Genomic DNA, 14,335 nt, shown 5'->3' with positions numbered 1-14,335 from the left:
CCCGACCCTTCAGCTTGCGCATTCCTGACCCTTCAATAGTCAAGGAATCTACCTTTGCCGGGGTGGGAGCCTGCTAGCCCGGGGCACTTCGTCGGGCGGCGTGCAACAAGAGGCTGCCGGGGAACGCCTATTGAGCTCCCGCGTAGAAGTACAGATGGGCGTGGAGTCGGCACCTCGGGTTGAATGAAGTACGGCATTGCGGGCAGTTTTCTGCCCCGAGGTATCTGCTGATGGAGAATTCGTGGCGGCAGACCCCGCAGAGCACGGCCAGGGTCTCGTGTTCCTCCACCGACCACTGCAAAGCCGGGTGATCGGCGCACTCTTGATGGCACAAATGACAGGGGTAGTACTCCAGGCAGCAACGGAACTTGATTGCGACCACGTCCAGTGGTGTCCGGTAGTGGATGCACCGTGTTTGTCGATCGACAAGATTCCCTAGAACTTGCTTCACCATCATTTTCTCCTGATTCGACGCGGACTGTACTCAGGTGCGTCGCCATCATGCGGCGACGATCACGGGCCCCACCTACGCCGAATATTGTTTGGGGAGCGGTCGGGCCACGAAGCTTGGGGTGGACCGAATACGGCAAGTCGGCGTCAGAGGAACAGCGCCCTGAATCTCCGCTGTGTCCCTGTGCTTACTGCTCAGCAACATAGCTATGCCTCAAAACCGCGGGCGGTCAGCGCGTCTCCGACGTCGTCGGCGTGTTTGAGCGAAAGCACCAAGGTGGGCACGACCCATCCCCAAGGGGCGAGCCGGACACCCCGGGAGCGTTGCGCATCACGGACCTGGCGGATGACGGCTGCGAGCTGACCCACCGAGGTGAGCACCAGGGCCACTGCTAGCCCGATCTTGGCCGGGTTGGCACCGAACCGTCTCAAGGGCGTGAACAACTGCTCAGCGGTGGCGATGATCGACTCGATCTTCGTCGTGCGGGTCAGGACTTGGGCCAGCAGCACGATGCTGATGACGCGGGCGGTGTTAGTGGCGGCCGCGGTCGGGTCGAGGAATATCAGCTGGGTGACAGTTAGAAATACCAGCAGCATCAGCACACGGCGCAGGTCGGTGAGCAGCAGCCGGGCGGGCAGGCCCGCAAGTCCGTAGCCGAGTACAGGCAGGACAAGCAACGTCGCGGCGGACTCCCACGCATCGGGAAGGAAGAACAGCGTCAGGGCGAGCAGCGCGAAACCAGCCAGCTTGAGCCCAGCGGGAATTCGGTGCAGCAGCGATGTGCCGGGGTGGTAGAGGGTGATCATCAGGGCCGCCCCTTCGGTGGCGTCATCTGAGTAGTACCTTCGAAATCCGCAGTCGATTCTGCCTCGGTTTCGTCGAGCATGTTCAGATAACTTTCGACCACGGCACTCGAGGACCCGTGTCCCGCCACCTGACCCTGGTGGATCCAGACAGTCTCCTCGCAGCGGCGCACCAGGTCGAGGTCATGGGAGACCAGGACCAGCTGCGCATCTGCAGGCTGAGAGAATAATCTTCGACTGACGAGTCGCTGGTGGCGGGCATCAAGCATAGAGCTAGGCTCATCGGCGATCACCACGTCGGGCTTGCCGACCAGCACCGAGCACAGGGCTAGTCGTTGCAGCTGCCCAGATGACAGTGATAGGCACGAGCGGTCGGCCAGCTCGGTCAGCCCATGCTCCGCCAGAGCAGCGTCCACCTGGTCCTCGAGTTCTCGGCGGTTCAGGCTGCGACTACGCAGAGTGAGCGCAACATCCTCGCGCACGGTGGGCATGATGATCTGGGCGGCGGCGTTGGCGATGATGAACCCAGTGTCTCGGCGGAGCCGCTTGGCGTCGCGGACGACATCGAGCCCGTTGACCGTGACGGTACCTGAGGCAGGGCTGAGCAGTCCTCCGATCACCTTCGCCAAGGTGGACTTTCCAGATCCGTTCTCCCCGATGATCGCCGTCGTGCGGGCCTCGAGGCATGCGCTGACACCGCGCAACAGGGGAGTGACGCCTTCAGGCCCGGTGGCGGTGACGGTGAGCTGGTCAATTTCGATGGTCATCCCTGGTCTCCTCGTGGATCTTCGAGTCTCTCGACGATGACGGCGGAACCCATGCCACCAGCGATGGCGCAGGCCGCGACCCCGAGTGCGCCCGGTTCAGCGGCCGCGAGCCGGCGGACGAGTCTTCCCAGAGCTATCGCCCCTGAGGCTCCCCATGGGTGGCCTAATGCGAGAGCGCCCCCTGCGGCGTTGACGCGAGGGTCGAGCTGTGGTGGGGCTCCTGTCTCTGTGGTCCCCGCCGTGGTGAGTCCCAACTCGTCGACAACAGCAAGCAGCTGTGCCGCGTAGGCCTCGACGATCTCGACGGCTGAGAGCTGTTGCAGACGGACGCCCGCGGCGGCGAGACAGGCGCTGATCGCGTTTGCTGCGACGATGCCGGGTTGCTGCGGGTCAGCCCCGACTAGTGCCGTGGCCCGGATCCGGCATGCCGGAAGAATGGTCCTATTCGACGTCGGCGCTCCTCCGGCGACCTCATGCAGGCCGCCTCCCATCGGGGCGAGCAGCACGGCGGCGGCGCCATCGGCAATCCGGGCGGCGGTGGTGGGTGTGACTGTGGCTCGGGGAGAATCGCGCACAGGAGAGAACCGGGCGGCTCTGGTCGAATCGAGACGACGAGGTCCGTCGTCGCGACCCAGGCTCAGACCGTCATGGGTCTCGGCGATCTCTGCCGTTGCCAGCGCAGCATGCCGCAGCGACAGGGCGTGGCTGCGGAGCGCAGCGTCTTCCTGTCGGGCCCGAGAAATGCCGCGGGCTGTGGCGAGGTCATCGGCGGCTTCGGTCATCGAAGGATCGGGCCAGCCGGAGGGGGTGAACGGCGCCTGGTCGTAGCTCACGCCTCGGAAGGTGCGAATCGGAGCGGTCGAGGGACTCTCAGTGCCTCCTGCGATCAGTGGAGCGCCCACGAGCTGGGACTGTCCCGCAGCCTGAATGATCGCCACCAATCCGGAGCCGCACTGAGCATCTACGGTGATACCCGTCACCCTCTGATCAAGGCCGGCCGCCAGCGCCGCGACCCGGGCGATATTGCCTCCGGGACCGATGCAGTTCCCCAGCACCACTCCCGTTGGCTCCACTCCGAGGTGAGCGCGAGCGTCAACGGCGAGCGGAGCTATGACGTCAGCAGCCAGCTGGTATGCGGTGCGGTGGGACTGTGCCCGGGATCGACCGGTCACCGGCGTACGTGCAGCTGCCAAGACGACGACATCCAAAGCAGAGGTGACGATCATGTCGCCTCCAGCCGCTGGGCGTCGGTGTAGGACAGCCTGCGGACCTTGCCTGAGCCGGTGCGGGGCAGTGAGGCCACGAGGCGCGTGACCCGTGGGTATTGAGCAGGGGTGAGTTCCGCGCGAGCGGCGCGGAGGAGAGCTCCTTGGTCCAGTACGGCTGCTGGTTCGGGCTCGATGAATGCGGCCACACGTTGGCCCAGAGCTCGATCCGGTGCGGCCACCACGAGGCTGGCCCGCACACCCGGGAGCCGGCTGAGGACCGCTTCGACGTCACTGGGCAGCACCGTGGCCCCCGCCGTGAGAATGGCGTCACCAGAGCGACCGTGCAGAGTCAGGACGCCGTCCGTCAGTGAGGCCTGGTCACCGACGGTCACCCAGGGGTACACCCCGGACTGGGGCTCGAGGTCGGACCCACCCGCAGTGCGCAGCGAGGAGCCTTTTCCAATCACGGTGGAGCAGACTTGCTCAGTGCGGACCCACAGCACGCCGCAGTCGTCCACCTTGAGCTGCACGCCAGGGAAGGAGCGCAAGCCGGCCCCAGCGTCTACAGCGACGAAGCTCAGCTCGGCCGCACCCGCATAAGTGACTACCGAGAGTCCGAGTTGACGGGCCTGCATGGCCAGATTCTGGTCCAGCCGGTCACCGCCGATCAACACGGCCCTCAGCGTGCAGTGCGCTCCGGCCTGGACCAGGCTGACGACTTCGCGCAGGTGCCAAGGCGTGCCGTGCATCAAGCCAGGTCCATCCAGGTCAGCGGCGCGCAGTCGGGCGGTGTGTGGAACGGTGAACCGCAGGCCGGAGCTCTGGGCGTGTGCCGCGGCGTAGAGCGCCATCGATGACACCGGGTGTACAGGGATAAGCATGGAGTCGCCAGGTCGGGCGCCAAGCAGCTTGTCGATCACAGGGAAGGAGCATGCCCAGGAGGCGTGGCTGCGCACTACGACCCGTGGGGCCGCCGTCGATCCGGAGGTGAATCCGGCCCATGCGGCATCCTCTGGGAGCGCGTGCTGGGACGACGCTGTGACGAGTTCACGCCAATGCTGATCGTCCCACCGTTCATCGCCTATCAGCGGAACCCCGCCTTGTGCGCGGATCTTGAGCGCAGTCTTGAGTACCGTGGCATGGTCTGCGCCTCGGAGCGGCTCAAGGACAGCTCGCCGCCGGCCGGCTGAGTCGTCGGCCGGGACCTTGTCACTCAAGACTGAAAGGCTCGTGGGTAGGCCCGCCAGAGAGCCATGGTGACAACGACGGTCACTGCGACCTTGATGATGTCCCCGGGGAGAAACGCCAACGAGGTCAGCATGGTCTGCCCCAGATCGAGACCAGTCACGACAGACTGCACCGGGATCCCGCAAAGGTAGATGACACCGATGCCACCGAGGGCCGCGCCAGCGAGCACGCGTGGCCACGTCAGGCTTGGGCGACCTCGAACACCATGCACGACGAGGCCGACAACCATCGCACCTACGATCCATCCGATCAGGTAGCCGGCGGAGGGACCGACGAATACCCCTAGCCCACCGCGGCCACCCGAGAGGAGCGGCATGCCGAGAGCGACGACCATCAGGAGCAGTGCGACCGAAGCTGACCCGCGCCACGGGCCCAGCACGGCCCCTGCCAGCATGACGCCAAGCGTCTGCGCGGTCATCGGAACCAGCCCGGGCACAGCAATCGCTCCCATCAGCCCGAGTGCGCCGATCAGTGCGGCGAAAACGGCCATCTGCGCGACGGCGCGCATCGAGACGCCGGATGTCGTTGAGTCGACGATCGGCTCGGTCTCGGTCTCGGCCCGGTCGGAAGGGGCGCTTGTGGTCATGCCAGCTCCTGAATGGTGTTCAATGAATGGTGTTCAGTAGACTATAGGACTATGGTCCGGCATAACTCAACTTCAAGAATTTCCTTGTCCGACGTGGTCGAGGCGGCGACGGAGATTCTCGAGCAATATGGGTTGGCCGATCTTTCTATGCGAAGAGTGGCCACTCGCCTGGGTGTACAACCCAGTGCCCTTTACTGGCATGTCAGGGATAAACAGTCGCTACTTGCCCTCGTCGCAGACAGATTGCTCGACGGAGTCGTGTTCAGCGCGCCGCTGCCCGAGTGGCGCGCTGAGCTTCGAGCCCGTGCGGTGACTCTGCATGGAGCGCTACTGAGTACCCGGGACGCCGCCGAACTCGTCGCATCGGTGGTCGCCTTAGACATTGGTGGCCAGAGGTTTCGAGCGCTGATCGCGGAGCCGGTTCCGCGGAGTCTGACTGGGCTGAACTACAGGGAGAACGCTGGTGGCGACATAGTCGCTGACACGCTGGTCGATGGAGTCTGTTCCCTGCTGCTCGGCCACGCAGTTATCTCCCAGCAGCGCGCTCAGGCTATTGAGTTTGAAGCGGGAGGCACGAGTCCCAGGCCGATTGCGGAATTCTCAGCGATGCTGGACCTGTTGCTCGTCGGGTGACGCTCTCCGGATCTACATGTGGGCGAAAACGATGTCAGTCTCTAGGCGGGTCTGCCACACGGGTATGACAGGTGCAGTCAGGTCGCGGTGCGACCTGTCGAAGCTTCCTGCCGTCGCACCCAGGTGCCAGACAGCCCCGGTAGGAGTGTCCGGAACCCGAGAAAATGCAAAGAATCCCTGATGGTGCGGCGTAGAGTCGTAGGCGGCCTCATCGCTCCATAATGCGCTGCCTCCACAACATAAAGAGTACGCCGGGGCAAAGACTAACCGCGGAGGGCGACCAGGCGCTCAAGTCACTCCTGCTCGGACGCTCGAAACCGAATACAGGCAGCTCGACCAAGCATTTGCAGCGGCAGGAGGAGGCGTGGCTATTCTCACCGATGATCCTCGGTAGTACCTGCACTCTCTGCGCATTCTCGGAGGTGGTGTGCCGCTTCAGATCCATCTCTACGCGGCCCGGCGCGCTGAACGCCACGCGGTGCGGAGTCTCGAAGCCATGACTGGAAAATTAAGCACTTGTTGCCAGACGCATTCCCCGAAGCCGAAGCCGAACACGGTCTCGGCCGAATGTGGTCGACCTGAGCCGTTCTAGGACGACACCTTCCCGGACCGCAAGGCTCTGAATCAAGTTTGGGAAGGGGTGCCTCTATGGTTTTCGCCAACCGCCGGTGAGTGCTCTGATGTGCCTGACGCGGCTGGGTCTTGGTAGAGACCGCCATCACGGAGCATCGCGTAGAAGGTATCCAGCCGGCGCCGGGCCGCGAACGCTGAGTTGTGGAGACTCGATTCAAGTCGTTTGTTCCCGCCGCGGTGGGCGAACTCTCCACGGATGGAAGTCCTGGAACGCCGCGTGGTGGGCGCGTCGAGGACGCCGATATGGTGCAGATACGGGCCCCCGGCCCGTTCCACAGGGGGGGGGTGGATCTGGGCGAGTAGTCCGAGCAACCGGTTCCTGGCAGCCGCTGTCGGGGCCAGCAGGTCATCTTCGAAACCGGCCAGCACGGCGAGCTCAGCGCCCTGTTCATCAGAGATCGCGATCGAGCGCAGCGCAGCACGCATGGTGAGCGGGTTCAGCGATGATAAGTGCGTCCCGGGCATCGGTCTTCTCGGATCCGGCGTGCAGATCAACCATCCCGCACATCCTGAACCCCGTCAGGTAGGCGATCTCGATCGCCTCGGAGACTCTTCTGGGTCAGCGTGCACATGGGGACGTAATCGCAGTCCTGAGTCCGAGCAAAGGGTCCGCGCTGTGATCGGTGGCTGATCAGAGATCAGACGGTCTCAGGCATGTCCTCTTGTTTGTTCTCCTCGCTGCTGCCGCCGGCGGGACCCTCCGCCGCACGCTCCAACCGGATGATCACACCCTTCGATACCGGAGTATTGCTGCCCTGGACGGTGTCATCGAGCGGCACCAGAACGTTGCCCTCGGGATAATACACAGCGGCAGAGCCCCGGGCCGTAGGGTACGACACCGCACGGAACTTCCGCAGCACACGGTCTTTGCCGTCTATGTACTCGCCGTGCACGTCCACCAGGTCACCATCACTGAAGCCAAGCTGCGCGAGATCCTGTGGATTGACAAGGATGACGTGTCGGCCCTTCTTGATACCGCGATACCGGTCGTTGTAGCCGTAGATGGTGGTGTTGAACTGGTCGTGTGAGCGCATGGTCTGCAGAATCAGTCGATCAGGCGGGCAATCCATCGGGTCCAGCTCATTCACAGTCATCATGGCTTTACCGCTGGGGGTGTCGAAGGTACGGGAATCGCGTGGCCCGTTCGCCAGCAGGAATCCATCCTTCTCCCGAATGCGACGGTTGTAGTTCCCGCAGTCGGGCACAACACGCGAGATGTGGTCACGGATGAGATCGTAGTCAGCCTCAAAGCCTTTCCAATCAGCTGCGACGCGGCTGTCCAGGGTCGCTCGTGCAAGTCGGCTGACGATGGCGATCTCGGAAAGCAGGTTCGGCGCTACCGGCCGGACCCTGCCTTCGGAGGAATGGACAGCGCTGACGGTGTCCTCGACCGAAACGAACTGCGGACCAGACGCCTGCATGTCGATCTCGGTGCGGCCCAAAGTCGGCAGTATGAGCGCTTCCTGGCCGACCACGGTGTGGGATCGATTCAGTTTCGTGGAGATCTGCACGTTCATCTCGAGCTTCTGCATCGCCGCCTCGGTTGCTGCGGTGTCAGACATCGCGGCCACGAAGTTTCCTCCCAGGGCGAGGAAGAACTTGATGCCGCCGTCGCGCATTCCCCGCACAGCCGCGACCGCGTCGACACCGTGCTCACGCGGAGGTTCGAACGAGAACTCTTTGCCGAGCGCATCCAGGAACGACGCCGGCATCTGCTCCCAGATTCCCATCGTTCGGTCCCCCTGCACATTGGAGTGCCCGCGAATCGGTGACGCACCCGCTCCCGGTCGGCCAAAGTTTCCACGCAGGAGGAGTAGATTGATGATTTCCTTGATCGTCCCTACACCATTCTTCTGCTGCGTGACACCCATCGCCCAGGTGATGATGACCGATTCAGCGTTGATATAACGGTCGGCGAGTTCGTCAATCTCGTCCGAACGCAGCCCCGTCGCCTCCAACACTGTCTGCTCATCCAAGTGAGACAGGTGCTCGCGCAGCTCGACCAGCCCCTCGCAGTGTTGATCGATGAATTCATGGTCGAGCACGCTGCCAGGGCTTCTGTCCTCCGCTTCAAGCACACGCTTGGATACTGCCTGAAGCAGCGCCATGTCTCCGCCCGCACGGATTTTCAGGAACTGATCGGCGAGTTCCGTTCCACGGCCAACAACGCCCTTCGGCTTCTGCGGGTTCTTGAACCGGCGCAGTCCAGCCTCGGGCAAGGGATTGACCGCGACAATCTGGCCGCCATTCTCCTTCTGCTTCTCCATTGCGCTCAGCATGCGCGGATGGTTGGTGCCAGGGTTCTGGCCTATCACGATCATCAGATCGCAGTTGAGGAAGTCGTCGTAGGCGACCGTCGCTTTGCCGACCCCGATCGTCTCGCCCATCGCCACGCCGGATGATTCGTGGCACATGTTCGAGCAGTCGGGCAGGTTGTTGGTTCCGAACCCGCGGATGAACAGCTGGTAGATGAACGCTGCCTCGTTCGAAGCACGGCCGCTGGTATAGAACGCCGCTTCATCGGGGGAAGAGAGGCTCTTGAGCTTCTCCGACACGATTTTGATTGCCGTGTCCCAGTCAACGGGTCGGTAGTGTTCGTCACCCGCAGCCTTGTAGACGGGTTCTGTGAGTCTGCCCTGCATCCCGAGCCAGTACTCGGAGCGTCCACGCAGATCGCTGATCGGGTGTTCGGCCCAGAAGTCAGACGCCACCGTGACCGGTGTGGCTTCCCATGTGACCGCCTTGGCCCCGTTTTCGCAGTACTCGAACTTGCTCCGGTGACCGGAAGGGTCCGGCCACGCGCAGCTCATACAGTCGAATCCCTGTTTCTGGTTCATCGCGAGCAACGTACGTGCACTCCGCTCGATGCCCATGTGCTTCAGCGCCGGCTGCATGGAGTGATACACGCCTTGCATTCCGGCAGCCCAATCCTTGGGCTTGTCGACTTCGAGATCGTTCTCGTCGGCTTCCTCGACGGACGGGTTGGAGCGAGTCATCGGGCATCCCTTCTAGGCTGCGTCTCGATATTCAGTGGTCCTGCTCGTGCCATTGTGACTCAAGAGCCACGTCAGGGTCCCTGGGTGCCGTCCCCTTCTAGGCCGAACTTCGTGCCTGGAATAGATCCCGCCCTGAAGAAGCGCACTGTCTGATTCATGTAGAACCTCCAGTCAAGATACTCCGCCCGCACCGAGGGGATGTGATCACCTCCTCCGCCCGGGTCGGACCAGAGTTAGTCGATGCCAGAGAAATTCTGCCAACCGGTGGGGTGAGCAGGTCATCTCCGGCGTCCTGCCCGCGTGTGCGATCCACAGCTGGCAGGGACCAGTCTCAGGGGAGTGACAGTAGTGGGTGATGAGCACCCGGGGGGCCATGGATTATTCCCAGAGACTGGACCGGCTGACTCTCTGCATCCTGCTGGAAGAAGGGATCCCTTTCGCGGCCCAAGAAGACCTCCGGCAGTAGGAATCGGCGAGGGGGTTGACACAAACGCTGAGATCACCAACACTTTCAACTGGAAGTATTTCAATACAACCCTATTAGGAGCATCTCATGCGGCACGGTGATATCTCTTCAAGCCCCGACACAGTCGGTGTTGCAGTCGTCAACTACAAGATGCCTCGGTTGCATACGAAGGGCGAAGTCCTCGAGAACGCCCAGAAGATCGCGGAGATGATCAAGGGAATGAAGCAGGGGCTGCCGGGTATGGACCTCGTGATCTTCCCCGAGTATTCAACGCAGGGCATCATGTACGACAACGATGAAATGTTCGCAACGGCGGCTACGGTCCCTGGAGAAGAGACCGAGATCTTCTCCGCCGCGTGTCGTGAGGCGGACACCTGGGGTGTCTTTTCTATCACCGGTGAGCAGCACGAAGACCACCCGAACAAGCCGCCCTACAACACGCTCATCCTGATCGACAACACAGGTGAGATCGTCCAGAAGTATCGGAAGATCCTGCCGTGGGTCCCGATTGAGGGGTGGTATCCGGGGGACACTACCCACGTCGTGGAAGGACCGAAGGGGTTGAAGATCTCACTGATCATCTGTGACGACGGGAACTACCCTGAGATCTGGCGTGACTGCACGATGAAGGGCGCTGAGCTCGTGGTGCGCTGCCAGGGTTACATGTACCCGTCGAAGGATCAGCAGGTGTTGATGTCGAAAGCCATGGCATGGGCGAACAACTGCTATGTGGCGGTGGCCAACGCTGCCGGTTTCGACGGTGTCTATTCCTACTTCGGCCACAGTGCCATCATCGGCTTTGACGGTCGGACGCTCGGTGAGACGGGCGAGGAAGAGTACGGGATCCAGTACGGTCAGTTGTCCGTCTCTGCGATCCGTGATGCCCGCCAGAACGATCAGTCCCAGAACCACCTGTTCAAGTTGTTGCACCGCGGATACTCGGGAGTTCACGCTGCGGGGGACGGCGACAAGGGGGTCGCTGAATGCCCGTTCGACTTCTACAAGACCTGGGTCAATGATGCACAGAAGGCCCAGGAGAACGTCGAGGCCATCACCAGGGACACCGTAGGGGTGGCCAGCTGTCAGGTCGGATCTCTGCCGTCAAAGAAAGAGATGACCGCCTAGTCCATTCGTACGGAAAGTCAGAGCCGGGCGCTGGGCGTCCGGCTCTGACTAGTTTGGAGACTCAGATGCCATTCATCAACGATCGCCTCAACGAGATCAAGCAGCAACAGATGGACGAGCAATTGTCCCGCATGGAGCGCGAGGACTTCTTGAGTGACGGGATCGGAGCCGGATCGGATGGAGTCGATCTCGAGGCCATACGGTCGCGCCTCCTCCAACGGATCGTTGGCCAGAACGCTGCCGTCGAAGCGGTCACTCGTTCCGTGGCGGTAGGTCGCGCCGGAGTGGGCGACCGCGATCGTCCTCTGGCGAATGTGTTGTTGCTGGGACCGACTGGTGTCGGGAAGACGGAACTGGTCCGCCAGCTTGCTGCGAGCCTGCGGACAGGGCCGGACGACCTGTCTCGAATCGATATGAGCTCTCTGTCTCAAGAGCACTACATGGCATCTCTGACAGGTGCGCCCCCAGGCTATGCCGGCTCCAAGGAGAGTTTTTCCCTGTTTGACCGGTCCAAGATCGGAGGGGACCCCTATATGCCGGGAATCGCCCTTTTCGATGAGGTGGAGAAGGCGCACCGTTCTGTTCACCGAGCGATGCTCCAGGTTATGGATCATGGCCTCTTGAAGCTTGCAAATGGTCAGGAGACCATCAACTTCCGAAATGCCTATGTATTTATGACTTCGAACCTAGGCTCCGCCGAGCTGATGGAGCGTAGCCGTAGCCGCGTCCGCAGAACGCTCACGAAAGCTGCTGAACGCGCAGGCATATCCGAGACGCCGCTCTACCAACGCCTGTGGGGTGATGACAGCGTGGTCGTTCGGAAAGCACTCGAAGGCTTCTTCGAGCCTGAATTCATCAACCGCATTGACGAGGTTGTGGTCTTCAATCCGCTGACGGATCAACATGCAGTCGCCGTCGCTGATCTCGAGATACGAGACCTCATGCGCAGGTGTGCTTCCCGAGGCATCGACCTGAAGGTGGAGCCCCAGGTGGCTGTTTTCGTGAGCGCCCAAGGGTACGACCAGGCCTACGGTGGTCGAAGCATCAAGCGGCTAGTCCGTGAGCAGGTGGCGACCCCGGTGGCCCGCGCGGCACTCAGTGCCAGAGGTGTCTCGGGTCAGAAGATCCAAGTATCGGCCAGTCTGGATGGAGGAGAGGTCGTCGCGCTTCCCAGAGTGTCAGAGCCTGTCGATGACCTCGAAATCTAACCCACTCACTCGCGCGAGATGAACGGGATGAACCGCCTGGTTGCCGTGGAAGACGACGGGCCCGCGTGGCCCGTCGTACCCGAGTGTCCCGATGACGCGGTTCATATCGTTTGCCTGCGTCGACCTAGCAATGCGGGTGAGATTGGCCAGAGTATGCATGCCTTCATAGCACGACTCAGCGACGTTGTTCAGTGGAGGTGCACCTGCTCCATGGAAGGCGGCGTACTGGGCCTGTAGATCGAAAGAACCCGCTGTGATGAGGGTGCGGAAAAACCCTGCGGAGACATAGAGATCCTCCGTGGTGTCAGGGCCGCTTGCCATCACCATGTTCTCTTCCATGAGAGGGCTGAAGCGCACCATCTTGGTGTGGAGTCCCCGCTCGGCGAAGATGCGGTTGAACACCGCCGCTTCGTGTCCTACCAGGAGCATCAGAACTCCATCACAATCAGCCTGAGCTACCTGTTCGACCAAGTGGTCCATCTGGTCCGCATCCATCGGCACGTAAGCTTCTCCGGCGAGGTTGATCCCGAGTCGCGCGCAGGAATCCCGCAGGACGCCCGCGGTCTGACGTGGCCACACATAGTCATGGCCGACGACGAACCATTTCTTCTTCCCGAGGTGCTTGGCGATCCAGGCAAGTGCGGGAAGGATCTGAAAGTTCGGCACTTCGCCGCTGCAGTAGACCCCCGGTCGGTTTTCACCACCCTCAAACACTGAGGTGTAGACGTACGGAAGGCGGCCGTCGATTGCTGGGACCAAGGCATTCCGGACCGATGAGATGTGCCATCCCGTCACCGCATCCAGGCGGTCCTGCGAGACGAGGAGAGACACCTCGTCGGCCACTTCGTGGGCGGGGCGGCTAGCGTCTATGACTTGGAGTTCCACTTCGCGGCCTAGTACGCCACTGGCACGGTTGAGCTCTGCGGCGGCTAGTTCGGCCACGGCCTGACATGAGGGTCCAAAGATTCCCGCGCTGCCTCCCAGAGGGATGACCATGCCCACACGCCAGATCGGTGATCGATGCGGCACGTAGTTCCTTCCGTGAGATCCTGGTCACTAACCATGACATGAAATAGTTCCGTATGTAAAGATTGTTGTGTAACAGGGAAGTAAAAGAAAAGGAGTGCGGGCATGTCGGTGGCAACGTCACATACTGGGTTAGGATCGGCGTTGGCTGCGGCCACACGTAAGGTTCATGGCCGCATCCACGTCGTGGTGTCGAGTGCAGAGCTGACGGTGGACCAATGGTCGGTGCTGGACAGGATAGCTGCAATCAAGGGCCCGGTGTCGATGGCAGCGGTTGCCGAGACCACGGGGCTGACTGGCCCGAGTCTCACTCGGGCGGTCGACAAGTTGGTGACGGCGGCCCTGGTGTTCCGAGAGGTTGATGCCAGCGACAGGCGCCGAGTGCTGGTGGATCTTTCAACGAGGGGCGTCGCATTGCATGCCGAGCTCGCGCCGCTGGTGTACTCCGCGGAGAGTGAAGTGGTAGAAGGTTCCTCTACCTCTGTCGACGAGCTTGTCCGAGTTCTACGTGGACTGACCCGCTAGCTCTTCTGGTGACCGAGCTAAAGAGTGCTCCTCTACTGGGGTCCTCTTGGCGAGAATCCATGCGATCAATGCGAGGATGCCCAGGGCCACCAACATTCCCAGGGCCCCCACGACACCTGGAACCCACGCGTCCCGAAGGAACAATACTGCCGGGACAGAGGTGGTAGGGATCGCCCACAGAGTAACCAGCCAGCCGCTGAATGGTGTCCAAGCTGCCTTTTCGAGTGCGAGAAGGGCGAAGAACAGGAACCACAGAACCGACCAGGCCAGCCAGACGACCCCGAAGGCCAAGTCTCCTGCCGCGATAGAGTCCAGCGCGAAGTAGACCGCCGATGCGGAGACGAATAGGGAGAACCATCCCACGCCCTCGGCGGAGATGCTGGTGAGGTTAGTGATGCCTACGTAGAGATATGTGAATCCGAAAAGCAGGATCGGGAAGGTGGCGTGCAACGTCGCATGGTCACCTCCTGATTGTGCGACGATCATCAGCGGAATCACACACTGAAGTCCCCCGACGAAGAGGTTGAAGACGCCTGCGCTTCGAGGAGTGACTCTACCGAGAAGCATCAGTCCGTTGATGAATAGGACCGCACCGACGTAGAACAATCCGACTGCGCTCACAGCACACCTCCACGAGACCAAAGGTCAATTAGTTTTATA

The 14,335-nt window shown here is 61.8% G+C and carries 13 protein-coding genes; 4 read left to right on the top strand and 9 right to left on the bottom strand.

The window, feature by feature from the left end; all coding sequences use genetic code 11:
- Positions 1-127: 127 nt before the first annotated feature.
- The 6 genes from LSI54_RS09540 to LSI54_RS09515 form a co-directional block, all read right to left on the bottom strand.
- Entirely contained in the window at positions 128-454 is a 327-nt protein-coding gene (locus tag LSI54_RS09540; protein WP_342357810.1) for a CHY zinc finger protein, read from the bottom strand.
- Positions 455-657: 203 nt separating this feature from the next.
- Entirely contained in the window at positions 658-1,257 is a 600-nt protein-coding gene (locus LSI54_RS09535; RefSeq protein WP_241478237.1) for an energy-coupling factor transporter transmembrane component T family protein, read from the bottom strand.
- On the bottom strand, positions 1,257-2,021 hold the full coding sequence (locus LSI54_RS09530) for an energy-coupling factor ABC transporter ATP-binding protein (RefSeq protein ID WP_241469584.1): 765 nt from the start codon (positions 2,019-2,021) through the stop codon (positions 1,257-1,259). The genes LSI54_RS09535 and LSI54_RS09530 overlap by 1 nt, the downstream gene beginning before the upstream one ends.
- On the bottom strand, positions 2,018-3,247 hold the full coding sequence (locus LSI54_RS09525) for a thiolase family protein (protein ID WP_241478236.1): 1,230 nt from the start codon (positions 3,245-3,247) through the stop codon (positions 2,018-2,020). Before LSI54_RS09525 ends, LSI54_RS09530 begins: the two co-directional genes overlap by 4 nt.
- The gene (locus LSI54_RS09520; RefSeq protein ID WP_241469580.1) at positions 3,244-4,446 is read right to left on the bottom strand and encodes an AMP-binding enzyme; all 1,203 of its coding nucleotides are present in this window, start codon (positions 4,444-4,446) and stop codon (positions 3,244-3,246) included. The genes LSI54_RS09525 and LSI54_RS09520 overlap by 4 nt, the downstream gene beginning before the upstream one ends.
- Positions 4,443-5,063 carry a biotin transporter BioY gene (locus LSI54_RS09515; protein WP_241469578.1) on the bottom strand — a complete coding sequence of 207 codons (621 nt, stop codon included), beginning with the start codon at positions 5,061-5,063 and terminating at the stop codon, positions 4,443-4,445. The genes LSI54_RS09520 and LSI54_RS09515 overlap by 4 nt, the downstream gene beginning before the upstream one ends.
- Before the next feature lie 51 nt (positions 5,064-5,114).
- On the opposite strand from LSI54_RS09515, the gene LSI54_RS09510 reads away from it, so the two are divergent.
- Positions 5,115-5,696: a TetR family transcriptional regulator gene (locus LSI54_RS09510; protein ID WP_241469576.1), complete on the top strand. Its 582-nt coding sequence runs from the start codon at positions 5,115-5,117 to the stop codon at positions 5,694-5,696.
- 1,271 nt (positions 5,697-6,967) lie between these two features.
- On the opposite strand, the gene LSI54_RS09505 is transcribed toward LSI54_RS09510, so the two are convergent.
- The gene (locus LSI54_RS09505) at positions 6,968-9,325 is read right to left on the bottom strand and encodes an FdhF/YdeP family oxidoreductase (RefSeq protein ID WP_241469574.1); all 2,358 of its coding nucleotides are present in this window, start codon (positions 9,323-9,325) and stop codon (positions 6,968-6,970) included.
- A gap of 553 nt (positions 9,326-9,878) precedes the next feature.
- On the opposite strand from LSI54_RS09505, the gene LSI54_RS09500 reads away from it, so the two are divergent.
- Positions 9,879-10,916 (top strand): aliphatic amidase, encoded by a 1,038-nt coding sequence (locus LSI54_RS09500; protein WP_241469572.1) that lies wholly within the window; start codon positions 9,879-9,881, stop codon positions 10,914-10,916.
- Between the two features lie 65 nt (positions 10,917-10,981).
- The gene (locus tag LSI54_RS09495) at positions 10,982-12,124 is read left to right on the top strand and encodes an AAA family ATPase (RefSeq protein WP_241478235.1); all 1,143 of its coding nucleotides are present in this window, start codon (positions 10,982-10,984) and stop codon (positions 12,122-12,124) included.
- Here LSI54_RS09495 and LSI54_RS09490 read toward each other — a convergent pair.
- Positions 12,095-13,120: a substrate-binding domain-containing protein gene (locus LSI54_RS09490; protein WP_241469567.1), complete on the bottom strand. Its 1,026-nt coding sequence runs from the start codon at positions 13,118-13,120 to the stop codon at positions 12,095-12,097. The two genes, LSI54_RS09495 and LSI54_RS09490, sit on opposite strands and share 30 nt — an antisense overlap.
- Before the next feature lie 174 nt (positions 13,121-13,294).
- Between LSI54_RS09490 and LSI54_RS09485 the strand changes: the two genes are divergently transcribed.
- Positions 13,295-13,675 (top strand): MarR family winged helix-turn-helix transcriptional regulator, encoded by a 381-nt coding sequence (locus tag LSI54_RS09485; protein WP_241478234.1) that lies wholly within the window; start codon positions 13,295-13,297, stop codon positions 13,673-13,675.
- Here the strand turns inward: LSI54_RS09485 and LSI54_RS09480 are convergent.
- Entirely contained in the window at positions 13,655-14,296 is a 642-nt protein-coding gene (locus LSI54_RS09480; protein ID WP_241478233.1) for an AmiS/UreI family transporter, read from the bottom strand. The genes LSI54_RS09485 and LSI54_RS09480 overlap by 21 nt on opposite strands.
- Between the last annotated feature and the right edge of the window lie 39 nt (positions 14,297-14,335).

The organism is Nesterenkonia sp. AY15 (genome assembly GCF_022565855.1).
Taxonomy (GTDB): domain Bacteria; phylum Actinomycetota; class Actinomycetes; order Actinomycetales; family Micrococcaceae; genus Nesterenkonia.
The sequence above is the reverse complement of the archived record's forward strand: the minus strand, read 5'-3'. Positions and strand labels throughout refer to the sequence as shown.